Source organism: Sporosarcina sp. FSL K6-1540, from assembly GCF_038620285.1.
GTDB classification, from domain to species: Bacteria; Bacillota; Bacilli; order Bacillales_A; family Planococcaceae; genus Sporosarcina; species Sporosarcina psychrophila.
The window spans coordinates 2,787,803-2,812,682 of the sequence record NZ_CP152018.1 but is presented as its reverse complement, the minus strand read 5'-3'; the positions used below and the strand labels follow the sequence as shown (position 1 = coordinate 2,812,682).

Below are 24,880 nucleotides of genomic sequence, written 5' to 3'. Positions count from 1 at the left end.
GGTATGCTTATCAATTGTATGAATGTTTCGTTTCAAATACAAAAAGACCCGCTAGTTTTAGCGAATCCTTTTGTTTTAACCTTCAGACTGAGGTCTATTGAATAGCGCTTCACTGAACGCCTTAATTCAAAAGATCATTACGTTATTGCCGTTTTTTCGGGGAGTAGAACTGCTGATAGAATATCCACAGCTTGGTCGATTTCTTCGTATGTAACCGTTAACGGTGGTAATAGTCGAATGACGTTAGCTCCTGCTTGAACGAGCAGTAAACCTGCTTGTTCTGCCTGTTGAATGAATGGCAGAATCTCCTCTTCGCATTCAATACCGAGTAACAGACCCGCCCCACGAATAGAAAACTGGTCTTGCGGCAATAATGCCTGCACTTTTTCAATCAAGTAAGTCGATTTGTCTTCTACTTCTTGTAGAAACTTCTTCTTAAATACAATATCGACAACTGTTTGTGCAACTGCAACAGCCAGTGGATTTCCTCCAAATGTCGTGCCATGCGTTCCTGGGCCGAATGAAGGAAAAAGCTCACTTGATCCAAGCATGGCACCAATCGGGAATCCACCGCCTAATCCTTTGGCAAGTGTAATGATATCTGGCTCAAGGTTTGTCTGCTCATAGGCATATCGCGTTCCCGTACGACCAATGCCAGTCTGTACTTCATCGACAATGAGTAAAATACCTTTTGACTTACAGATATCTGTTATTTTTTGTGCAAAGTCCGGGTCAATTTGGTTGACGCCACCTTCTCCTTGTATAACTTCTAGCATAATTGCGGCTACATCGCCGTCAATTGCAGCTTCCAGTTGTTGTTCGTCATTGTATGGAATGATACGAAATGTTTCTAGCAGTGGACCGAAGCCCTCACGAACCTTCGCTTGCCCAGTCGCAGACATGGCGCCAAATGTCCGGCCATGAAAGGATTGTTCGAAGGTAATGATGACGTTTTTCTGTGTATGCTTTCGAGCTAATTTAATGGCTGCTTCATTTGCTTCAGCACCGCTGTTACAGAAAAAAGCATGGCTGAAAGGTGTATCCTTTATAAGCTTAGCTGCCAACAGTTCCTGCTCGGGGCTTTCGAATAAATTTGAGACATGCCATAGTTTTTCACTTTGCTGTTTGACTGCTTCAACGAGCGCTGGATGTGCATGACCAAGACTGACGACCGCGATTCCACTTATGAAGTCGAGGTACTCTTTTCCTTTATCATCCGTCACGACTGTACCTCGCCCTTTTACAAGATGAACTGAACGACGTGCGTAATTTTGAAATAGCGTAGTCAAATGAAAACCTCCTCGCATTTAATTATGGTACCTTCTAATTGCTGTCCGACAATTTGCACCGATGGAATACCTGCATCTAGACAATCAAGTGCAGCTTTCACTTTCGGTAACATGCCTCCGTATATTTCGCCTGTTTCGATCCACTGGACAATTTCGGTCGGTGATGCCGTTTGTTGAACACTTCCTTCTATTTGAATGCCAGGAGTATCCGTCACAAGAAGCAGGCTGTCTGCATTTATTGCCAGAGCAATCTTACTTGCGACTGTGTCCGCATTAATGTTGAGAGGAGCTCCATCTTCTGTTGCACCGATACACGAAATAACTGGCACAAGCCCATCTTTAAGAAGTGTTTCTATTAATTCGGTGCGGACATCCTGGATTTCTCCTACAGAGCCGTACAGTTTTTCATTCAACACTTTACATGTTAGGAGATTTCCATCGTATCCGCTAAGGCCAATCGCATCGATGCCACCTTTATTTAATTGATGGACGAGGGCTGGATTCACTTGACCTATTAATGTCGATTGAACTATCCCCACTGCTTCTTTCGACGTTACACGGATACCGTTTACTACGGATGATAACACTTTATTTCTGGCAAGTTCTTTATTAATAAAAGGTCCGCCTCCGTGAACAAGCACTACATCATTATCGGCTTTTTGCAGTTGTATCATATTCTTGAAAAAGTCTTCATTTAACCCTTCCAACATACTTCCACCGAGCTTTATTACCATTCGTTTACGAGCGATACGTTGCGTTGATTTGGACATAGTCATATGTTAAATCGCACCCCCATGCTACTCCCTTACCAATTCCCTGATGAAGATCCACACTAATTTTCACTTCCGGTTGTTTCAAATAGATCAGCAGTTGCGCTTCGGAAAATGGGACAGGCTCCCCGTTTTCAACAACAGTTGTTGGACCGATTTTAATTTTTATGGCATTCGGATCCAGCGTGGCCCCACTATAGCCGACAGCCGCGATAATTCTTCCCCAATTGGCGTCACAGCCAAAGATAGCCGTCTTCACAAGCGGTGAACCAACCACCGTTTTAGCAATTTTACGTGCTTCGATATCCGTAATCGCTCCTGATACTTCGACTTCAATAAGCTTCGTCGCGCCTTCTCCATCTTTCGCAATCATTTTCGCAAGGTCTTGAGAAACAGCATGCAATGCTTCCGTGAATTGTTCCCAGTCCGGATGTGCCGGCGTCAATGAATTATTCCCTGCCATCCCATTTGCAATTACGAGCACCATATCGTTTGTAGATGTATCGCCATCTACTGTAATCGAGTTAAACGTCAAATCTGTCACCGTTTTGAGAGCAGCTTGTAGATGAACTGACTCAATCTTAGCGTCCGTTGTGATGAAACCAAGCATTGTTGCCATATTTGGATCAATCATCCCCGATCCCTTTGCAGTTCCGGCGATAGTGATCTTTTTGCCATCAATCACTGTGCTGTATGCTGTATTTTTTGTTACGGTATCTGTCGTTAGAATCGCTTGTGAAAATAGAATCGAACCTTCTAATTCAGAACTTGGCTCAAGTTTTTGAATTCCCTTCACAATCGGTTCCATTCGCATCATCTCACCGATAATTCCAGTCGATGCAACTCCAACTAACGCAGGCGCAATACCGAGTTTCTCTGCCGCTTTTTGTTGCATGAGACGGGCATCTTTCAATCCTTGCTGGCCTGTACACGCATTCGCATTTCCCGAATTAACAATGATCGCCTGCATTTTCCCCGATTGCTGCATCGCTTCTTTTGTAACCATTAGCGGTGCCGCTTGAATTGCATTCGTTGTAAATACACCTGCAACATTTGCGGGTACTTCACTAACGAGTAATGCCAAATCATTTTTCTTATGTTTAATTCCACAATGGATGCCCGTGGCTTTAAAACCAATTGGGGACACGATGTTATTTCCCGATATGCGCTTTAGAGCTAAAACTGTTGTCGTCATAATACTCCCCCTAAGTTAGATGAATGCCGGGACAAGTGACAAGCCGGTTATTTCCTCGAGACCGAATTGAACGTTCATGTTTTGAATGGCTTGCCCTGCTGCCCCTTTGACTAAGTTGTCGATGACAGAAACGATTGTTGCCCGATTCGTCCGCGGGTCCACTTTCACAAGGAGATCACAATAGTTTGAGCCGTATACTTGATTGGTTCCAAACTTATCTTTTTCTTGCATAACACGAACAAATGGATGATTAGCATATGCTTCTTTCAGACAATCAATGAGGTGAGCTTCTGTTACCCCCTCCACAACTGGTGCATAACTCGTCGCCAGAATTCCTCTTGTCATAGGAACAAGATGTGTACTAAATGTGATAGGTGGAATTTCTTTTGCAAAGAATGCCAACGCTTGCTCAATTTCTGGAATATGCTGATGCTGATTTAATTTATAGATGGCTGTATTTTCATTTGTTTCGCTGAAATGTGTCATCTGACTAGGCTGATTGCCAGCACCGGATACGCCGCTTTTTGCATCGATAATTAACTGGCTTGCATCGATTGCATTTTCTTTCAATAATGGCAATAGCGACAACAGAACCGCTGTTGGGTAACAACCCGGATTGGCAATTAACTGCGCTTGCCGGATTGCCTCATAATTCCATTCAGTCAATCCGTATACGCTCTTCTCAACAGCTGACGCCGGTGCTGGTTCTTTTTTATACCACTGCTCATATTGAGACAGATCTTTTAAACGGAAATCTCCCGACAAATCGATAAGCTTCGGTCCTTTTCCGATTAACGGAGGAAGAAGTGTACTGGCAACACCCGCTGGAGCACTTGAGAATACGACATCGAATTCCGCTAACCTGTCTAGCTCTATTTTTTGAAGGGGCTGATTGACTATATTCATAAGATGTGAATACTTATGTGAAAAAACTACACCTTCTTCAGATGAAGTGAATAATTCAATTTGTTCGACTTTTGGGTGGTTATGCAGTAGCCGGATGAGCTCAAGTCCACCGTACCCTGATGCGCCAATGATTCCTACTTTCATTACAATCACCCCTGTTTATAAGTTATTCTTATTATATGTATGCATAATTATAAAGTCAACTGTATTTTTATTTATGTTTGAATTATGTATCTTTGAATACGTTTTCATTTTTATGTAATGGCTATTCACAACTTCTGAACAAATGTGCTATAATTCTTTTAGCATCTGGTACTAATAATAGGTATATAAGATTTCATTACCTACTCAGGAGGTTACTATGGACGATTTACTTAAAATTAAAGGTAAGAACATTGTTGTAATGGGCGTGGCAAATGAACGAAGCATTGCTTGGGGCGTCGCAAAAACACTTTTTGCAGTCGGTGCAAATGTTATTTTCACATATAGAAAAGAGCGTTCACTTGCTAAACTTGAAAAACTATTAAGTGCAGCCGGTTTTGAAGCAAAACTGATTGTGCAATGTGATGTAAATGAAGATGAAAGTATCCATGAAGCATTTGGGAAAATTGGCGCTGAAGTCGGTACAATTCACGGAGTTGTCCATTCACTTGCATTTGCGCATGCAGAAGATCTGAAAAACGACTTTGTTGAGACTACGAGAAGCGGATACGCATTTGCGCAGGATACGAGTTCTTATTCACTCATTGCGACTGCTAGAGAAGCACGTCCATACATGACAGACGGTGGTTCGATCGTAACAATGAGTTATTTAGGCGCGCAACGTGTGCTTGATGGCTATAATGTGATGGGTGTTGCTAAAGCAGCGCTTAAAGCATCTGTGAAGTACTTGGCGTTTGACTTGGGGAAAGAAAATATCCGTGTCAACGCAATCTCAGCTGGTGCGATTCGCACACTGTCTGCAAAAGGCATAGCTTCCTTCAATACGATTTTGACTCAAATTGAAGAAAACGCTCCATTAAGACGCAACGTCACACAAGAAGAAGTAGCGGACATGACACTTGTTACGTTGAGCAATCTGTCCCGCGGCGTAACTGGTGAAATCATTTATGTAGATGCTGGCTATAATATTATGGGTTAAGAAAATAGCTTGAAAGGATAAATTGTCCTTTCAAGCTATTTTTTTGTTTCGATATGAGGAGTGTTAACATATATCTCTGGGGACCAAGCATATATCGCCCTAACCGATCATATAACCCGCTTACCAATCATATAATCCGCCACCCGAGCATATTTCCCGCTTACCAATCATATTTCCCCCTTACCAAGCATATATTCCACTTACCAATCATATCCCACACTTACCAAGCATATATCCCACTTACCAATCATATCCCACACTTACCAAGCATATATCCCACTTACCAAGCATATATCCCACTTACCAATCATATATCCCACTTACCAATCATATAACCCACTTACCGATCATATATCCCACTTACCAAGCATATAACCCACTTACCGATCATATATCCCACTTACCAAGCATATAACCCACTTACCAAGCATATATCCCACTTACCAAGCATATAACCCGCTAACCGATCATATAACCCACTTACCAATCCTATTTCCCCCTTACCAAGCATATAACCCACTTACCGATCATATCCCCCGCTAACCAAGCATATATCCCACTAACCAAGCATATCCCCCGCCAACCAAGCATATATTCCGCCACCCGAGCATACTTCTCCCTAACCGATCATATCCCTCCGCACACCGAGCATAACCCCCCACTCACATGCCACAACACAACATAAAAAGGACTGTCCTTTTTCAGACAGTCCCATCCTTTATTTCCCTACTTGCTTCATCAAGTGCTTATTCCCTTTTGTTATAATATTTTCATAATCAATGTAATCATATATATCATCAGTAATTTGCTCGCTAAACTTAGCCAACTCTTCGACTGTCAAATCCTCGATTGCTTTCTTCTGTTGCTCACAATAAATAATCAATCTGCCAACGATTTCGTGTGCATCACGGAATGCTGTTCCTTTGCCTACTAAATAATCGGCAACTTCTGTCGCGTTGAGGAAGCCCGCTTTAATCGCTGCTTTCATATTGTCCGCATTGACATGTAACGTATCAATCATTTTCGACATAATTTCGAGGCAGTCCATTACGGTATCCAGTGCGTCGAAAAATTGTTCTTTATCTTCCTGCATGTCTTTATTATAAGTAAGGGGCAATCCTTTCAACGTCGTCAACAATGAAAACAAGGAACCATAGACACGTCCCGTTTTCCCACGAATTAATTCTGCAGCATCAGGATTTTTCTTCTGCGGCATAATGCTACTCCCCGTTGAATAGGCATCTGCCATATCAATGAATTTAAATTCTTGGCTACTCCATAAAATAAGTTCTTCGCTTAATCGACTCAAGTGCATCATAACAATTGAGAAATCTGACATTAATTCAAGTAAATAATCGCGATCACTAACACCATCCAGGAAATTATCCACAGGTTTTGCAAACCCTAATAACGCAGTCGTTACGTCGCGGTCGATATTATGCGTTGTACCTGCAAGCGCTCCGCAGCCTAATGGGTTTTCATCCAAAATATCAATCGCATTGCCAACACGCTTTTTATCCCTTTTGAACATTTGTGCATAAGCCCCTAAATGGTGGCCGAACGTAACGACTTGCGCACGCTGTAAATGTGTATAACCAGGCATAATTACATTGTTTGCTGCCCCTTTAGTATTCAACGAATCGATAAGCATTTGCAGACTATCCATCACTTGCGCCGCTTTGCCTTTTGCATACAAGCGCATGTCTACAGCGACTTGGTCATTACGGCTACGTGCTGTATGTAGTTTCTTTCCTGTTTCTCCAATACGTTCCGTCAAATGCATTTCTACGAATGAATGGATATCCTCATAATTGCCTTCAATTTTAATCGTACCCGTTTCGATATCTTGCAAAATGGAATCGAGTCCACCCACAAGCAGTTCGCCTTCTTCTGGTGTCAATAAATCACAGTGTACCAACATCGTAACATGCGCAAAGCTTCCTGCAATATCCTCTTTATACAACCTATGATCAACAGGTAATGATGTATTAAATTGCTCCATTATTTCATCCGCACGACTTGTAAAACGTCCGCCCCAAAGTTTCATGTATAATCAACCTCTCGAATGTATTATTATTCATTTTAATGTATTATAATAATCATTCTACATGATTGCAACAATAATTACAGATTGACTGTATTGCAATAATTTGTATTAGTTATAAAAAGTGCAACCGATCATTGCACTTGTCATATCACCAATAGAACAATTTTCTTCACTTATGATAATTAACCATTTATTCGCATGAAATATTGGTGAGTAGGGCTTGGGAAGATCCATTTTCACTGGATCATCTCCCGTTCGCTTTCGACGAACTAATCACAACATATTTACCGTAAGACATGTGTGATTTACTTTATAATACCTGCGTTAAGAATTTTAAACTCCACATCTACCTTGTAATCTGCCGTTTCTATTATTTTCTCCGTTAATTCATCCGTCCATTTCCCTTTGTGATACATTCTAAAATTCTCACTGAATCCAACTGGGTCAACTTTCATTTCCTGTAACTTTTTCAGCAAATCTTCTATTTCTTTTTTTATGTGTTTGCTAATTTCTTTTTCAAGCTTTTTATTCTCCTCAACTTTACTAAGATCCCTTTTCCCCTTATATTCAACAATCACTCCTTCTATTTCAAGTGAAATGGACAACTCTGGAGATTCAATATCTTTATTGCTCTTTATTTTTAATTTGTTTTTAATTTGTTCAAGAAATAGTTGTTGATCCTTCTCACTTTCTTCGAATTCAACTGCAATTGGCGAAAGCTTTTGAAGCCCTTTCAACGCTTGAATTAATAACGATTCCTGATTCGTAATCGTTTGAATCATTTTTTCATCATTAAACAAAGCGATACTAGTGATTTTAAGTGATTTCCCCTTTTTCTCTAAAAAAGGAACCATCGTATGAAATATAGGACTTGTTTGGGTGTTCATGTACTCTTGAATCGTTGTAAAAGGACTAAAAGAATTATGGAGTTTAGGCTGAAACAAATCATTCAAATAAGCATCCATATGTTCATTTTCAGGGTAATCGGCTTGTAGTATATCTTCCGCTCTATCTTTTACCACTGCAAGACGAACTTTATTCCCAACTGTTGAATCTCTATAAAAATGTTCAATTACTTCCGTCATCTTTCCACTCTTCGCAAACTCTTCATTAACTAAAACTGTACGTAACTGGTTTAATATAATCATTTTGTCTGCTTCTGAAGATATTTTGACAAGCCCTTCTTGTATCATCTCTGTGTTAACTGTATAGACTTCCGTGAGTACTGGAGACTCGCCCATTGGTTGGGGTATCGATACGGACATCCACATTTCTTTATCATTCACGTAATCGAGAGCAACGCTACTGACTAATGCTAAATCTTCCACGGAACCCCGCTGGCCATCTTGCGTGCAACCTGCTATGAATACGGAACATATAATGAGCAGTCGTAAATTAATTTTCCTCATCTCTATCCCTCGTTCTTTTTTGTTTTAGTACGTGGATTATACATAATACAACTGGCCATATAAACAGCGCATACATAACGTAAAAAACACGTTCAAACAACAGCTTTTGAAACTCTTCCATAAACGGAAATTGGACAATTACGTAGACGAGCGCTGCTATAATATATAGATGTGCCTTCTTAGATGTTGAGCGAATTGAATCTAACCCTCTCTTTGCAACCCACAAGTAAGCAGCAGTCGTAGATAAAATAAGAAACACCCACATCGTCATGGCTAGAACGTCGATTCGTTCAAGAAATGATAATTCTACTTCTTTAAATAATCCTAAAACGGGATACAAAACATTTTTAAGTTGCCAATCCGAATAATACATTACACTCACGAAGGTGAATGCAAAAGTGAACAAAACGGATATCCATATTCCAATTGAAACATGTCTCAATGTTTTTTTTTGATTGATGATATGTGGAAAATAAAACAATATTAATTCGAAACCGCCAACCGCTAGTAACCCTTTTTTAGTTGCTGTGTAAAACTCCTGCTTATTGAAGTTAAAAAAAGGCATCATATGACGAATATCCCCCGCAACAAACCCCCATTTCAAAAAGTAAACGGATCCTATTGTTAAGAAAAAGGCCATGATACAAAATCGTGCGATTGATTTAATTTCGCCGCTTACGATGTAAACGAGCAAGAGTAAAAAAATGAGTAGAGGGCCTGTAATTGTACGGTCTATAAGTGCACTAACTTGGATTAATTGAAAGTAACTTGCGCAGACGGCTGCTATCACAATGATGAAATAGACCAGCAGAACAACATTTAAACTCTTCCCTAGCCATTTGCCAAGCAGTTTTTCATGAATGGCGAATAAATTATCGTCAGTATATTTTAGACCGAGCCATATCATCGGAATGAGTGCGATATTTGCGATAATCCCAAACAATAGGGGCATCCACCACTGACTGTAGCCCATTGCGCTTATTCGATTCGGCAATGACAAGACAGTGGTCCCTACAATCACATTTTGAACAAGAAACACGACATGGTAACTATTCAGTACTTTTAATTTAGTATTATCCATTACTCATTTCCCCCCTTCTACAGGAGGTTTTTTTGTACTCTGTGCCCTTGAAATACCCGCCTTTCGTCTACGGTACAAAGTTGGCACACGCACAACACTGTTTAGATAATCTGACCATTTCCTTGGTATTACGGGCGTCATATATGGGGTCCCTAAAGAAGTTAAACTTAATAAATGATGAAAAAGCCATGCAAATGCAATCATCTGACCGTATAGTCCAAACATACCCGCGGCCACAATAAATAAATAGCGAATCGAACGACTCGCGTTACTCATTACAAAATTCGGCGGTAAAAAGGACAACAGCGCTGAAATCGCGACTAAAACAATAAGTACATTACTCACAAGACTTGCTTCAACCGCAGCTGTTCCAATTACAATCCCGCCAACAATACCTATCGTTTGACCAATTTTTGTCGGCATTCGTGTGCCGGCTTCTCTTAATATTTCAATAACGAGTTCCATAAATAGCACTTCAAGAACAGGAGAAAAAGGAACCTTTCCTCTAGACTCTTGTAAGTTTAGCAAAACATTAAAAGGCAACATTTCCGGATGATGAGATAGCACTGAAATATACGTAGGCGTTAATATTATCGTTAAGAAAAAACCGAAAAAACGAAGAGCACGAAGAAGTGAGGCCGTTGTCCATCGGTTATAATAGTCTTCAGGGGAAGTAAATAGTTCAAAAAATGAAATTGGACAAATTAACAGTGCTTGACTGTTATTCATTAAAATAGCGACTCTTCCGTCTAACAAATAGTTTACTGCAGCATCAGGTCTAACCGTCCCATGAAATTGCGGGAATGGTGAAAATGGATGATCATCCATTAGTTGTTTTAATACAGAGATATCATTAAATCCCGGATGTTTAATTTCAGAAATTTTTTTTAATACTTTATCCAAATTGTCCTTATTCACAATATGCTCCATATAAACGACAGAAATTTTAGTATTTGTTTCAGTTCCTATGGTGTAGTCCTCGTTTTTTAGACCCGTATTTCGAAGCCTTCTTTTTATTAGTGATAGGTTTGTTTTTAACGATTCGGTAAAGGCATCTTGCGGGCCAATGACGCTCGATTCAGTATCAGATCCAATAATTGAACTCATGGGAGGGCTATATGTATGAACAGTTATAAATAGATTTTTTTTATGAAAATATACGATCGTATTTCCTTCAGTGATTGAAAATAAAACACCAGAAAGATTGACTTTCTCTGGCACATCAGCCGATTTTAGCAAGTCTTCCTTTTGATCTAACAATGGAAAAATAACAGTTCTGTACAAAGTAAGCTTTTCGATAAGTGAGCTAAAGTAAATGATCGTCACTAGCTCATTGGGTGTTTGAATGTCTTTAAATACGGCATCATTTATTCCAGTTAACTCGTTCTTAATAGCGGCAATCGTAATGAGCACTTTGTCATTCTGAGCGGATGTAGAATTGGATGTTCCATTATTGTGACTATCCTCCCCTCCTTGCAAAAAGCTCATCAAGATCACCTCCCTTTTTGTATACTGTTAGTTTCACTATCTCCTAAATCTTGATAATTTATTCTAAACGGGGGTAGTATACATCATAATTTTCTCCTTTATAATAAGTTGAAACAAATCTGTTGATTAACCATTTACTTGCATAAATAACAGGTAACAAGAGGCTTGAAAACTTCCATTTCCGGTTCGCTTTCGGCACACTATTCCCGATATGATTAACGGGGAAAAGGGTGTGGCTAGAAATAATTTCGTCATTCCTAGCCACACCCTTTTCGGTCATCTTATTGTGAATAAGCACCTGTCGCATCCCTATACGTAAAAATAGCTCAGTTATGTATAGAAGTTGTTAAATCCAAAGCGAGCCAGAAGCAACTGTACACCGAGCGCCTAGTAGTCAATTAAGTTATTAATTGGTTATTTAACACGAGTGATGTTGATATAAAGAATTTAATTGGATTGGTAAGACGCCTTTGCACTGTTTAAATAGATATTCATTTGTTCAAGACTTAGGGTAAAGAATTGATGAAGTGCTAGCTCTTTTCCTTGCTGTCCGAATCTGTCAGTGTTACAATTGGAAAACGTCTTAATTTAGCGAGTGATAGCTATGAATGCATTCAACTTAAACGATTATACGAATACCAAAAAACCTTGACAGGAGCCTGTCAAGGTTTTTTGTTTCCCTCGGGAAACATATCAATAGGAGGTCATCATTGATGAATAAGCATAGTCATTCAAGCGCTTCAATAATTGCGGTTTGGATTAGTTTAATAAGCAATATCCTCCTAACAGGGATTAAACTTGTTGTGGGCTTCCTCTTTCAAAGTCCGGTCCTTCTAGCTGACGGTTTCCATAATGCAGGCGACGTGATTGCCAGCGGTGCTGCCCTGACCTCGATGCGGATATCCAAACGTCCCGCGGATGATGACCATCCTTATGGTCATGGAAAAGCGGAAGTCATCAGTTCTGCCATTGTCGCACTGATTTTAGGGCTAGCCGCAATTTACATTGCGTATGAAGCGATTTCTGCACTTTTTGAGGAACCAGCAAAGGCTAGTTTAATAGCATTACTAACTGCATTTATTTCACTTATATGGAAACACGCCTTGTATGTCTATACAATCCGGATTGGTAAATTGACTAATAGTAAAGGGTTGATTGCGACCGCCTATGACCACTTGGCAGACGTTTACGCCTCACTAGCAGCTGTTGTCGGAATTGGACTTGCACTTGTTGGTGATCTGTACAACATTCACTTCCTCTCTTACGGTGATCCGGTTGCCGGTATCATTGTGTCGTTTTTAGTGCTCAAACTTGCTTATGATATCGGAAAAGAAGCAATGGATGTCTTGATGGAGAAAAACATAAGCCGGCACAGACTGGATGGATTCGCAGCCTTAATCATGACTATCCCTGAAGTGAAACGGATTGATCGTTTGCGCGCTCGGGAACATGGACATTATATTCTTGTAGACCTGCGTGTAGGTGTACCAGGTGAAATGACTATCCAAGAAGGGCATGATGCTTCACGAAAAATCAAGGATACCATCATGGCTAGTAATGAAGATGTAGATGAAGTTTTAATTCACTTAAACCCTTGGTATAAAGACGACGAATAATAAAAACGACGTACATGTCAGCTGACATGTACGTCGTTTTTTGTTCGTTACTTAGTTTTCAGGTTGCTCTTCGACTAATTCAGTATCTACCACTTCGTCCTCTGTCGATAAAAACTGTTGTAATGCCTCTTTGTTTTGCTCGAAATCAATACTTAGAACTTCCCCTGCCGCTACACGCTTCTCTTCAAAAGAGTGTTCAACAGGAATACGTAGCGTCTCTATCTTATCAGTCTTGCCAAGAAGTAAACCTTTACCAATCGTAAGGATCGTTCGATTATCCACATTTGTATTAACGTAAGGCTCCACAACGCCGAGTAACTTAGGCAAGTTTAGTAAACTGTGGACGCTCACAGCTTCATCCTTTAATTTCGACAACGCTTCCTGCTGCCGCTCCACCCGCCCATAATCATTATTTTTATCGTGGCGGAAACGCACATAGCCAAGTAACTGTTCGCCATTTAAAACTTGGTTTCCAGGCTGTAATGTCATTCCAATTCCATGAGACATGGCATAAGGAATATCAACTTCTATCCCATTAGGAGCTACAACGTCTACGATTTTCGAAAATCCAGTAAAGTCAACAATTGCATAGGAATGAATATCAATATCAAAATTTTGCTTAATTGTTTGCCTTACAAGTTCCGGACCTCCAAGTGAAAAGGCAGAATTGATTTTATGATACCCGTGATCAGGGATATCCACATACGTGTCTCTCATAATAGAAACGAGTTTCATCTGATGAGTCGTTTGATTATAATGAGCAATCATTAACGTATCGGCTCGTGCATCTTCATTTCCCCGCGAGTCACTACCTAATAACAGAACATTAATTTCACCAAATTGTGGATCCGCACCTTCAAATTCATCAAATGACGCGCTGTCATCTTTAAGTGATCCTTCGTTTGCTATAGATAACCCGGTATAGTATTGAACTACTCCGTATATGATTCCCGCTAACAAAATCAATGTAGTTACAATAAAGAAATTTCTTAGTCCTTTACGTTTCTTATTTCTTCGCTCGCTTCTTTTCATTCAAAAATCCACCTATCGCTTTATTCTATGTTAGTTCTTCCTATTGAATTTGAAGCAAGTTGTACTGCAATCGCATCATCTAAATAACCAATGGCAAATAGGTAGTCAGGGATAGCGTCTAAAGGAATGATAAAATATAATAATGCACTTCCAATTATCGCAAGTTCACTCCGTGTACCCTTCCCCAGACGAAACTTCTTGAATAAGTCCTTCATCTGACAAATAAGTGGCCCGATGCTACCCACACTTTCCAGCTTCTTTCCGAATCCAGTAAGAATATCGTTTTTTCCTTCTACTGTTTGTACATACTGTTGGTACTTTGCTAACTTCTGTTCGATGACGGCTTCAGTTATATTTTGATTTGCCACGTCTGAAGATGCAAAAACCTCCTGAATACTTTCAGCAGATGTACGGTTCTTCAACAAAAAATCTTCCTGCTTCTGTTCAATAGGGTAACCAGCTGCTTCAACAAGATCGACCAAAGGCACTTCTAAACAGTCAGCAAATCGCTCTAAATGTTGCAGGTTCGCTTTTCTTTTACCGTTTATCACTCGTGAAATGGTAGCTGTATCGATTTTGCTAAGTTCACTTAGTTTTCGCATTGACAATGAACGCTCTTTTAATAATTCCCTTAGTAACAAACCAAGAGGCGAATTGATTACGTCTTTAGCCATTATCAATTCTCCTTTCCATGAAACTAACCGAGAATTAGACGCTATGAAGAATTGTATAATTGTGTTGACAATTTGTCAATATAAATAAACCCCATCTTCTTCGACCACTTTTTTAAAAATAGTTGAAGGAAATACGTGTTACAAATTAAAAGCCTAATGAAACAATGTAGGCTATACTAGTAGGTAAGAGGAACAGAGTATAATTCAATTCCTCTCTAGTCAAGGAGCTGATCTGAAATGTTAAAAAAACAGATGGAAAAGTATATTGCTGAAAATACGCTGGATAATAAAATCGAGTTCTTTAATGTAGATAAAGAATATGTCGCCAAACATCAATTGATTGCCGGTGATGTAACCGTTGTAGAGAAAGCGTTTAAATTCAGTGCCATAGAGCGGTGTGTGAAAGAGACGGAAAATCTGATACGGGAGGAAGATCAGAACTTTCTAAATGACAGCATTTCCTACTTAAAAAATCATATGAATGAATTCGTTTACGTAGAATCAAATGCTTTTGAAGTAATCAGAGTCGACGCTGTCGTTCTAGAACTTGATGATGTCTTCGAAACGTATACAGCCCTATTCGGACTAAAATTACAAAAGAAATTCGGGAATGACATGAAGGCATATCTTGACAAGCATTTACATGGAGATGGAGCTAAATATAGTGTGATGTTTTCAAATGAAGACGGGTTATGGGATATGAATTTTGCACTTAATTATATTGAAGGTTTTAGTGAAGATTTATCTTTTGTTGAGGTTTATCAACTGATGTATGACTTTATATTCAAAATGGTTGAGGCCGTTGATGAAGCGCAATGAAGGATGGGAATTAATTGAATGATTTAGGTTTTATTTACACATATACGCAGCACACAGATGAGCATGATTTGTGCATGTTAGAGATGAGATCATTTTTCGGCTTTGATGTCACTTCTACTGTGTTGAGAAGTTCGATTGAAATCGATCCAAGTCGCAGCGCATTTATGAAAGAACGACTGGATATTATGTATGAAGGCGACAATCTTGAGGAAATCTCCCGACAAGTTGAACAATACGATTTAGGTGGCTCTACATTTAGAGTCGTCAGTTTGAATACAACGGATCTCGATACGACGAAAAAGATTGGGCATCCGGAGCGTAGGAAAATTGAGCGTGAAATTGGACTACGTGTCAATGGTACTCCCGACTTAGTGAACCCACCTGCAAATACGTTTGGCATTGTTTTATTAGATGGTAAGTGGCATTTTGGGAAGCTTGTTGAAAGTGAGTCGGTCTGGTTCCTTCATCAGAAAAAACCGCATATGTACTCTACGGCATTAAGTACACGTGTCGCAAGAGCAGTGGCCAATATTGCGATTCCGCATCCAAAAGGTGTACGAGCCATCGATCCATGTTGCGGCATTGGTACGGTGCTGGTTGAAGCATTGTCGATGGGCATTAATATCGTCGGACGAGATATTAACCCGCGTGTCGTTTTGGGATCAAGAAAGAACATTGCTCACTTTGAGCTAGAAGGCACTGTAGAAATCGGTCCTATTGCAGAAGTCGTTGACGACTATGATGTTGCGATTATTGACATGCCTTATAATCTTTTTACACATATTACTCCTGAAGAACAGCTTGAAATATTGAAGGAAGCACGCCGGTTTACGAAGAAAGTCATCGTAGTGACGATTGAAACAATCGATCACATGCTTGAAGAGGCTGGATTTGTCATTACTGATCGCTGTGTTGCAAAAAAAGGACATTTTCACAGACAAGTGCTTGTCTGTGAATAAAAGGAAAGACCTCGTTTAAAGTAACGAGGTCTTTCCTTTTGTGATTTCACGGGCAAAATCGAGGCTATTTAATTTTCAGATAGCACAACTCTGTTCCTTCCATCCACTTTTGCTTGATATAATGCTTTGTCTACCCTGCTGAATAGTTCTAGTATTGATTCCCGATTACTATGATAACTACCGACACCTAATGAAATTGTTATATTATTATTTGTTGGACATATAGTTGACGAGACATTTATACGAAGTCTTTCAGCGATATCCATTGCTTCCTTGACATCCGTTTCAGCTAGCAGGATTACAAACTCTTCCCCACCCAATCTAATACAGACATCGTCGCCCCGTATAATTTCGCGCATTTTTTCAGATAGAAACTTAAGTACTTCGTCTCCGATTTGATGGCCATACCGATCATTGACAGCTTTAAAATGGTCGATATCAATCATAATCATAGAAAATGGTCGATTGTCCATAGTCCATTTTGCAGTGACTTTGTCTCCATACCTGCGATTCTTTAGTCCGGTAAGAGGGTCTGTGTAGGAGCGTTCCTTATAATCCTCCACCCTCTGTTGCTGACTCTTAGCATAATCGTGAATTGTTTCATTCAACTGCTTAGCTTCGAAATACCACGTTGGAATGTCCGCCGATTCGCCTGTCCTTTCATTTCCTTTCAGATTCGCCGAAAACATCGCCAATTTGCGCAACGGTGACGATAATCTCTCAGTCAATACAATCGTCAACACGAAGAAAAACATGACAAATGGAAGCGCGTAAAGTAACATTTTGTACACCATTCCTGATAAAGGTTTGACGCTTGCTTCATAGGGTGTTTGCGAAACAACTCCCCACTTACTAGACTTTATGTATGTGTAACCGGCAAGATAATCTTTACCTGTTGAGTTCATAATTTTTTGTGCACCGCTTTTACGCAGGAGGATTTTTTTTGTGATTTCATTTTCAAGGACCGTTTCCCCGATTCTTTCAGGGTCCGGATGGTAAATCAGCATCCCTTTATTATCGACCACCCACACATAAGAACCGTCCGTGGAAAAGTGTTCGCCAAGAATATCATGAATAATATTATCTTCCTGCAAATAAATCGTGCCGCTTAAAAAACCGAGGTATTCATTTTTTTCGTTCCACAATGGGGTGGAAATTAGAATAAGCAGTCTGCCGGTTGCAGCTCTGTAAGGCGTAGAGATCAGGTTCTTTCTTTCATATAGTGCTTCTTTGGGACCTTCTGTATCTAGTTTCTTCCCTACTATCCCCAATTCCGGCGAGGTGGCAAGTACTACGCCATCTTTGTTAACAACGGAGAGCGAGTTAAAGTTTTTACTACTGCTTATTAAGTCCGCAAGTTTTTCAGTTAACTTTTCAGCATCGTCAATTTCAGCACTCATTTCAGACGCTTTAACTTGCAAATTACTTTGCATTCCTTTAAATACTTCTTCCGTTAGTTGCGACAGCTTCATTGAGTAAACTCTATTAATCTCTAGGGAATTATTTATTAAATTTTCTTTTGTGACATAATATCCAGATAACAACGTGATACTGAGAATACCAATCATCGCAAATGATACGAGAAGCGTTATCCAGAATCGTAACGTTTTGATCATATTTATTACCTCTTTTTTTGTTGTATTTCACTTCTATTATTATTTCTGTTATTTAGAGAACTGTTGAATTGCTTGGATTATTAACAAAAAACATGAACGGGATTAGGGTCCGTTTTATGGGGTGTGGATAGACTACGGCTTCCTATATATGGTATACACTCACTTTATAAGATATACTATAAGGGATAACTTTGCCTAGTAAATGTCCCTTATAGTATAGTACATATTCGAAAGTCATGGTGATATAATGGAAATTAATTCAGTCTGGGATAGAAGATTGAGGGAATTTTATGTTGAAATCGTAAAATACTTTTCACTTATTGCAATGGGTGTATTTTATTCCTTTATCATTTTTGTTAGCGTTTTTCTTTATTACTACGTGAAATTTCTTCAATGGTTACCTCCCTTTCTTCCAACCGAAATGATAGCGTCATTAGTAATTACGTTTACTTTTTTGATGACGAGCATTCGGACATTTGTCAAAAAAGCTGATGTCATCTTTTTAATGCCAGCAGAGACAGCGTTATCCTCATATTTTAAAAAATCGATGTTTTATAGCACTTTTATGGATGTAATCAAACTACTAATCATGTTAATTATTATTAGTCCTCTTGTAAAACAGACTGAAATTATTTCGATCACAGTCCTTATTACTTTTTCAGGCTTAATCCTCTTGAATATTCACCTGACTTGGATTGAACAATGGATGACTACTAAACTTCATAAGTTAATTCACAAAGTCATTCGATTTCTAATATTTTATACTATTATTTATTTGATGTTTACGGGTCTGTGGGTAATTGCAGGAACTTTACTAATTATCAATTCCTTCATTTGGTTCTATGTATTTAATAAGAAAGGAACGGGGCTTAATTGGGACTATTTAATAAGCCAAGAAGAGAAGTCCCTATTAAAAATTTACAAATTTATTAATCTATATATTGATGTCCCCCATCTTCAGCATTCGTTTAAACGCAGGAGGTTCTTGGGTTGGCTAATAAAGAACGTAATAACTTATAAGCAATCTTCTTCTTACACATACTTATTTTCACACTTGTTTATTAGGTATAATGAATTTTATTATTTGTATGCAAGATTAACCTTAATAGGGATTAGCATTCATTTTTTCTTTCCTGCTAATGGCTGGATTATAGCTTTTCCACTGTTATTTTTATCTGGGTACCAGTTACTTCCTTTACAATACTCGATAAATAACAGTTCCCGTATTTATCCCGTATCAATTAAGGCCCTTAAGCAGTCTTTTCAAAAACTACTAATGAACCTATTAATCGTGCAGCTACTTTTTTTCAACTTGGCTTCGTTTAGTCCTAATCCTCTTATAAAAGTGGTTGTAATAATTTTCTCGGAGTTGTTAGTTATATATTGGTTTGTTTACTTTTTTGCATCAAAACGAATTATGAGACAACCTGAATAACTATTTACTTCTAAATTACAGCAGTTACTTCACAAGTATAAGTACAGTAAATCGCACTGAAAAATACAAGAGCCTTTTGGGAGGTGCATATGCTGAATTCACTAATGCACACGTCTCTTGCAATAAAACCAAATTTCACTAAATCCTATTTTTTTTTATATTGATTAGTTTCCAGCCTTTCACTCTACCAGGAATAATAGGTAGAAATAGAGGTAATATGTAGATGTTAGTTGTATGAGTACCTATATAATTTGAGCACTACACGGTCAATTTCACAAATAACAAGAAAGTACCCAGCATAATAACTGAGTACTTTCTTTTTTAGTTTGAAACATATGTTGTAAAGTCAGCCAATAGGCGTGCACCGTAGCCTGTCGCAGATTTTGCATAGTATCCTGAAGCACTGTTTTTACTCATCATGCCCGCCATATCAACATGCAACCATTTACTTTCTTTCGGTACAAAACGACGAAGGAATAAGCCTGCCGTAATTGATCCAGCCCCACCTAATGAACTGATGTTGTTCATGTCCGCATAGTCACTGTCAAGCGACTTTTCGTATGCGTCAACTAATGGCATAGGCCAGATGAAATCACCGTTTTGATCTCCGATTTTTTTCATTTGGGCAGAAAGTTCTTCATCTCCGAAAACGCCACCGATTTCAGTGCCGAGTGCATTGACGATTGCGCCTGTGAGCGTTGCGATATCGACGATGTAGTCCGCTTTCCATTCGCCTGCACGAATAAGTGCATCTGCTAAAATGAGGCGTCCTTCTGCATCGGTATTGCCGACTTGCACCGTCAATCCATTTTTGTAGGTAATAACTTCTCCTGGTAAAACTGATGTGTTGTCAGGCATGTTTTCCACAATTGGAATAAGTGCCACGACATTCACTTTCGCGTTCGATTTCGCAAGCAATGTGAGTGCACCAGAAACAGCAGCTGCTCCCCCCATATCCATGCGCATATCACTTAGGTCTTTGCCGCCCTTCAAGCTGATGCCACCTGTATCGAATGTCACGCCTTTACCGACGAGTGCCACAAGCGGTTGCGATGCGTCACCTTTGTAAACTAGTTCAACGAATGAAGGCTTGTAGATACTGCCACGCGCGACTGTCAGGACGCCGTTCATCTTCATTTCCTTAAGCTTTTCTTTATCGAACACATTCACTTCAACGCCAGTACCTTCAAAGTTGTTCTTCAATACTTCCGGGAATGTTTCTGGATTTAAGACGTTTGACAGTTCATTCATCAAGTCGCGTGAGAATGCAGTTGCTGCCGCACGAATCTTCCCTGCTTCAACGAATGGTTTCGCTTCGTCTCCAACTACATGAAGCTTAGTTTGGAATGCTGTGACATCCGATTTATATGTAACAAACTGGTACGCTCCTAGTTCCCATCCTTCTGTAAATGCTGTCAGCACAGATCCTTTATCCAACTTTGTATAGGCATCCAAAAGAACTTGCGCTTCAACAATTGCTGTTTCGGCTTTTTGAGCGCTTACATCTCGAGCAATATTCCCTGCTGTTGCGCGAACTTTCTCTAGTGTCATATCTTTTTCTTTACACTCTTTTACCACAATATAATGTGTTTCTCCGATTAATACAGAACTATGCCCCGCCTTTTGATTGGCTACGAATTGTTTGATCGCAGCATTTCCCGAAACAATTGGATTGTTTGCGAAAATAACTTTTACTTCATTAGACATATGATTTCCCCCTGGTAAATTATTTCGACTTCTAAAATAGTTTATCACAAGTTATCCAACTTCAACGAATTATCTTTTTTCGGAAATCACGAGGCAAAGTGTTGTTTACTAAATCGAGATTTATCATTTCTTCTTACCAAATCCACTATATAAAGGCAGTCTTTAATCAGATGAACGGAGCCATCGCAACTTAATATTATGTTAATAAAAACGCTTCTAAAGCAGAGAATACAACCTCAAACATTCCATTTGAATTCCCCCCTTTAAATAGTCCTATAAGTCATCGCCTTTGAATAAAATGAAATGACGTCATATTAGTGGAGGGCTATTCATGAATTCAATATTCACCTATATCTTTTTAGGCATATCAATGGCTGCACCAATTGGACCGGTTAAGTCCGTCTTATTAAATACGGGTATTAAAAATGGTTTTTTTCATGCCTGGTTTTTTAGTCTTGGTGCTTTGACAACCGACATCATGTATATGTTCATAGTGTATTTTGGCGTTGGTCAATTTATTGATTCGCCTTTAATGAGAATAATTCTTTGGTCTTTTGGCTGTTTTGTACTGTTGTATACGGGTATAGAAAATTTACTATCGCTACATAAAATTGAAATGAATTTGAAATCCGGTAAAAGAGTCCGACTTAGAAAATCAATACTATCTGGTTTCTTCATGTCATTGTTGAATCCACTGACCATCCTTTTTTGGCTAGGGATATATGGTTCCATACTCGCGAATACGGCTGGAGTATCTACAGGATATCAAATTATTATAAATAGTATCGCCATTTTGGTTGGCATTATTTTAGTAGATTTTATAATGTCCTTTTTATCCAGCGGAGCTCGTAAATTATTATCCACCAAGCTTTTGAAAATCGTCTCTCTTATTTCATCCATAATAATGATTGGTTTCGGAATCTACTTTGGCATGCAGGCTTTTCAAGCGTTATTTTAATATGCCCTCAAAAGGTTTGATGAGTATGTTCCCTCATTTTTACATAGTACTGTTTAGTAAAAGACTATACAATAAACATCTAACGCATAAAATGAACACACAAGGAGACCATACCTTTATTAGTCAAAAACAGGATTAGTCGAGGTGTGGTAATGGGAAAAAGTACGGTTCAAGTAAGTATATGGTGCACTGTAAGTATGGCTTCAATTCCTCTTATCATGACACTAGGGAATTCCATGCTTATTCCAGTGCTCCCGATACTGGAAGAAAAGGTTGGAATCACATCATTTCAGTCGAGTATGATCATTACAAGCTATTCAGTTGCGGCTATTTTTCTAATACCAGTAGCCGGCTATTTATCAGACCGTTTTGGTAGGAAAATGGTTATATTACCGAGTTTAATCTTCGCTTTAATCGGGGGTCTGATTGCAGGGTTTGCTTCATGGAAAATGGAGGACCCATACACAATGATTATCGTTGGTAGAATCCTGCAGGGAGTAGGGGCGGCTGGAGCCATGCCAATCATTTTGCCACTTGTGGGTGACCTTTATCAAGATGATGATGAAAAAATGAGTTCTTGTTTGGGTATTATCGAAACGTCGAACACGTTTGGAAAAGTATTAAGTCCCATCTTAGGTTCAGTATTTGCCGCTATTTTATGGTTCCTGCCGTTCTTCTCCATTTCAGCGCTTAGTTTAATTTCTTTTGCACTTATCTTTTTCTTTGTTAAAGTCCCCAAAGAAAAAGATGATCCTGTAAAGTTTAAGCAGTTTTTAAGTAACACAAAAAAAGTATTCAAGGTGGAAGGAAAATGGTTGTATACCGTATTCCTTAATGGAGTCCTAGTTATGCTGATATTATTCAGTATGTTATTTTTTCTATCAGAAAACCTTGAAAAAGTTCATGATATAAAGGGCATAAAAAAAGGGTTTGTTTTGGCCATACCGCTTCTGTTACTTTGTATTTCTTCGTTTATTTCCGGTCGAAAAATTAAAGGGGATCTAAAGACCATAAAAAAAGTAATGATTATTTGCTTAATCGCAATGTCCGCCAGCGTTATATTCGTAGGGTTTACAAGTAAAAAACTGATTATTCTGTTAGCGGTAACAAGTATAGTTGGAATAGCTATTGGTGCATTATTGCCTGCACTCGACGCTATTATTACAGAAAACATAAAAAAAGAGTTAAGAGGCACGGTTTCCTCTTTTTATAGCTCAGCGAGATTTATCGGTGTTGCAGCTGGTCCCCCTATTATGTCACTTGCTATGAAAAATTTTCTCAATGTCAGCTATATTACTGCAGGTGTATTGGGATTCATCCTAATGTTCATTGTCTTTAAGTTCATCAAAGTCGAAGAAATTGAAAAAACGAATAAAATAGCGTAAAAAAGGACCTAGCAGCGATTGTTGCTAAGTCCTTTTTCAATTAGAATTTCTCCTTTAGATAGTTGTACAGGTCAATCCCTTCGAATAAGATACATAGACATCATTTTAAGGGCGGACTTTTTCATGAATTCAATAGTTGCCTATATCTTTTTAGGTGTATCCTTGGCTGCGCCAATCGGCCCTGTTAACGCGGCGCAACTAGACACGGGGATTAAAAACGGATTTTTTCATGCTTGGATTTTTGGTATTGGAGCTTTAACAGCTGATGTCTTGTATATGATTATGGTATATTTCGGGATTGGCCAAATTATTGAGTTCCCTCTTGTAAAAATAATTCTTTGGTCTTTTGGTTGTTTTGTTCTTACATATACGGGTATTGCGGGTTTACTTTCGCTACATAAAATTGAGTTAGCTTAGAAATTCGGTAAAAAGTTCGTCTTAGACGTTCCTTATTACCAGGTTTTTTCATGTCACTTTTGAATCTACTGCAGATTGAGGAATTCCGACCTTTAGATTGCCCTCAATTATCCCTGTCAGCGCTAAAATGGCAATCACAATAAACATAAAAATAGCGGCGATTTTCATTACAGCGTATACATTTTCTAATTTCCGCAAACGGCATAGATCGATGTAAATATCCATAACTAAACGTTAGGAAACCAAAATCTAGACAAGATTGAAATCGCCTTAAGCTGACTGCCAATGATTAATATTTCCGAACACCAGTAAACCCAACCACTACTAAAACCGGCCCAACGTCCATATGCATTTTTGGCATAGGTACGGAATGACCCTTGCTGCGGATCCTTTGCAGACATTTTCGCTAGTATTTCAAACACGATAAGCGTTGCACTTGCAGCCCTGATAACAGAAGGACCTGTCATTTTAATCGCAATACTTGATGCCTGGAAAAAACCTGTACCAATAATGCGACCTACTCCGATAAGGGATAATTGCCACCAAGCAAAATTTGCTGTTTCATTCTTGCCGCCCGACGTCCCCCCCATTTCTACACCTCCACATAAAGATAGACTTCCAAAAATCAGCGGATTTATTTGTTAACGAAATGATAAAAAAACTTCTATTAATGCAATAGATTCAACTTATTAAAATTATTAGCTTCCCTTAATTTAACACAAGAAAGCATCACTACTACAACAGCCCCGTGATGCGAATGTTACTCGCTTCACAGGACTGTTTTCTATATTGAGCACTTTGTTATTTCATTCCGATTAAATTATTTATTCAAGAAATACCCCTCAATATCATCTATATACTCGGCACTTAACAATTGGAAAGGAAGTGAGTTTTTTGTGCTTATTACTAGGAATCAGTTTCCAATATCGCTACGTC

Annotated in this window: 19 protein-coding genes and 1 pseudogene; 7 read left to right on the top strand and 13 right to left on the bottom strand. The window is 39.0% G+C overall.

The annotated features are described in order from the left end of the window. Positions 1-137: 137 nt before the first annotated feature. Genes MKY15_RS13330 through argC form a run of 4 tightly spaced genes read right to left on the bottom strand, consistent with a single transcriptional unit; the run spans position 138 to position 4,304 of the window. The gene (locus MKY15_RS13330; RefSeq protein WP_342537741.1) at positions 138-1,289 is read right to left on the bottom strand and encodes an acetylornithine transaminase; all 1,152 of its coding nucleotides are present in this window, start codon (positions 1,287-1,289) and stop codon (positions 138-140) included. After that, the gene (gene argB / locus MKY15_RS13325; protein WP_067206726.1) at positions 1,286-2,065 is read right to left on the bottom strand and encodes an acetylglutamate kinase; all 780 of its coding nucleotides are present in this window, start codon (positions 2,063-2,065) and stop codon (positions 1,286-1,288) included. Before argB ends, MKY15_RS13330 begins: the two co-directional genes overlap by 4 nt. Continuing rightward, positions 2,028-3,254 (bottom strand): bifunctional glutamate N-acetyltransferase/amino-acid acetyltransferase ArgJ, encoded by a 1,227-nt coding sequence (gene argJ, locus MKY15_RS13320; RefSeq protein WP_342537740.1) that lies wholly within the window; start codon positions 3,252-3,254, stop codon positions 2,028-2,030. Before argJ ends, argB begins: the two co-directional genes overlap by 38 nt. Positions 3,255-3,269: 15 nt before the next feature. Next, positions 3,270-4,304 carry an N-acetyl-gamma-glutamyl-phosphate reductase gene (gene argC, locus MKY15_RS13315; protein ID WP_338653233.1) on the bottom strand — a complete coding sequence of 345 codons (1,035 nt, stop codon included), beginning with the start codon at positions 4,302-4,304 and terminating at the stop codon, positions 3,270-3,272. 217 nt (positions 4,305-4,521) lie between these two features. Between argC and MKY15_RS13310 the strand changes: the two genes are divergently transcribed. Next, positions 4,522-5,301 (top strand): SDR family oxidoreductase, encoded by a 780-nt coding sequence (locus MKY15_RS13310; RefSeq protein WP_342537739.1) that lies wholly within the window; start codon positions 4,522-4,524, stop codon positions 5,299-5,301. Positions 5,302-6,019: 718 nt separating this feature from the next. Here MKY15_RS13310 and argH read toward each other — a convergent pair. The 4 genes from argH to MKY15_RS13290 all read right to left on the bottom strand — a co-directional run bounded on the left by argH (position 6,020) and on the right by MKY15_RS13290 (position 11,326). Further along, entirely contained in the window at positions 6,020-7,348 is a 1,329-nt protein-coding gene (gene argH / locus MKY15_RS13305) for an argininosuccinate lyase (RefSeq protein WP_342537738.1), read from the bottom strand. A gap of 305 nt (positions 7,349-7,653) precedes the next feature. After that, positions 7,654-8,757, bottom strand: coding sequence for a Ger(x)C family spore germination protein (locus tag MKY15_RS13300; protein ID WP_342537737.1), 1,104 nt, complete (start codon positions 8,755-8,757; stop codon positions 7,654-7,656). Continuing rightward, positions 8,744-9,838 carry a GerAB/ArcD/ProY family transporter gene (locus MKY15_RS13295; protein ID WP_342537736.1) on the bottom strand — a complete coding sequence of 365 codons (1,095 nt, stop codon included), beginning with the start codon at positions 9,836-9,838 and terminating at the stop codon, positions 8,744-8,746. Before MKY15_RS13295 ends, MKY15_RS13300 begins: the two co-directional genes overlap by 14 nt. Positions 9,839-9,841: 3 nt before the next feature. After that, on the bottom strand, positions 9,842-11,326 hold the full coding sequence (locus MKY15_RS13290) for a spore germination protein (RefSeq protein ID WP_342537735.1): 1,485 nt from the start codon (positions 11,324-11,326) through the stop codon (positions 9,842-9,844). 713 nt (positions 11,327-12,039) lie between these two features. Between MKY15_RS13290 and MKY15_RS13285 the strand changes: the two genes are divergently transcribed. Next, the gene (locus MKY15_RS13285; RefSeq protein ID WP_187046984.1) at positions 12,040-12,942 is read left to right on the top strand and encodes a cation diffusion facilitator family transporter; all 903 of its coding nucleotides are present in this window, start codon (positions 12,040-12,042) and stop codon (positions 12,940-12,942) included. Between the two features lie 51 nt (positions 12,943-12,993). On the opposite strand, the gene MKY15_RS13280 is transcribed toward MKY15_RS13285, so the two are convergent. Together MKY15_RS13280 and MKY15_RS13275 are read right to left on the bottom strand one after the other, a co-directional pair. Continuing rightward, on the bottom strand, positions 12,994-13,974 hold the full coding sequence (locus MKY15_RS13280) for an LCP family protein (RefSeq protein ID WP_342537734.1): 981 nt from the start codon (positions 13,972-13,974) through the stop codon (positions 12,994-12,996). A 20-nt stretch (positions 13,975-13,994) separates the two neighbouring features. Continuing rightward, positions 13,995-14,648 (bottom strand): DUF1232 domain-containing protein, encoded by a 654-nt coding sequence (locus MKY15_RS13275; RefSeq protein ID WP_342537733.1) that lies wholly within the window; start codon positions 14,646-14,648, stop codon positions 13,995-13,997. A 237-nt stretch (positions 14,649-14,885) separates the two neighbouring features. Here MKY15_RS13275 and MKY15_RS13270 point away from each other — a divergent pair, with 237 nt between their 5' ends. Both MKY15_RS13270 and MKY15_RS13265 read left to right on the top strand, forming a co-directional pair. After that, positions 14,886-15,467, top strand: coding sequence for a branched-chain amino acid aminotransferase (locus MKY15_RS13270; RefSeq protein ID WP_340765777.1), 582 nt, complete (start codon positions 14,886-14,888; stop codon positions 15,465-15,467). A gap of 74 nt (positions 15,468-15,541) precedes the next feature. After that, complete coding sequence (locus tag MKY15_RS13265) at positions 15,542-16,426, top strand: methyltransferase domain-containing protein (RefSeq protein WP_340767631.1); 885 nt, start codon at positions 15,542-15,544, stop codon at positions 16,424-16,426. A 68-nt stretch (positions 16,427-16,494) separates the two neighbouring features. Here MKY15_RS13265 and MKY15_RS13260 read toward each other — a convergent pair whose 3' ends face one another. Together MKY15_RS13260 and MKY15_RS13255 are read right to left on the bottom strand one after the other, a co-directional pair. Beyond that, complete coding sequence (locus MKY15_RS13260) at positions 16,495-18,042, bottom strand: sensor domain-containing diguanylate cyclase (RefSeq protein ID WP_342537732.1); 1,548 nt, start codon at positions 18,040-18,042, stop codon at positions 16,495-16,497. 1,756 nt (positions 18,043-19,798) lie between these two features. Beyond that, positions 19,799-21,184, bottom strand: coding sequence for a leucyl aminopeptidase family protein (locus MKY15_RS13255; RefSeq protein ID WP_340741635.1), 1,386 nt, complete (start codon positions 21,182-21,184; stop codon positions 19,799-19,801). A 331-nt stretch (positions 21,185-21,515) separates the two neighbouring features. Here MKY15_RS13255 and MKY15_RS13250 point away from each other — a divergent pair, with 331 nt between their 5' ends. The 3 genes from MKY15_RS13250 to MKY15_RS13240 all read left to right on the top strand — a co-directional run bounded on the left by MKY15_RS13250 (position 21,516) and on the right by MKY15_RS13240 (position 23,944). Continuing rightward, positions 21,516-22,142 carry a LysE family transporter gene (locus tag MKY15_RS13250; RefSeq protein WP_067206695.1) on the top strand — a complete coding sequence of 209 codons (627 nt, stop codon included), beginning with the start codon at positions 21,516-21,518 and terminating at the stop codon, positions 22,140-22,142. A 152-nt stretch (positions 22,143-22,294) separates the two neighbouring features. Beyond that, on the top strand, positions 22,295-23,527 hold the full coding sequence (locus MKY15_RS13245) for an MFS transporter (RefSeq protein ID WP_342537731.1): 1,233 nt from the start codon (positions 22,295-22,297) through the stop codon (positions 23,525-23,527). A 123-nt stretch (positions 23,528-23,650) separates the two neighbouring features. After that, entirely contained in the window at positions 23,651-23,944 is a 294-nt protein-coding gene (locus MKY15_RS13240; RefSeq protein ID WP_342537730.1) for a LysE family transporter, read from the top strand. 99 nt (positions 23,945-24,043) lie between these two features. Here MKY15_RS13240 and MKY15_RS13235 read toward each other — a convergent pair. Next, a pseudogene (locus tag MKY15_RS13235) lies at positions 24,044-24,534 on the bottom strand (amino acid permease); the annotation flags it as partial. Positions 24,535-24,880 lie beyond the last annotated feature (346 nt).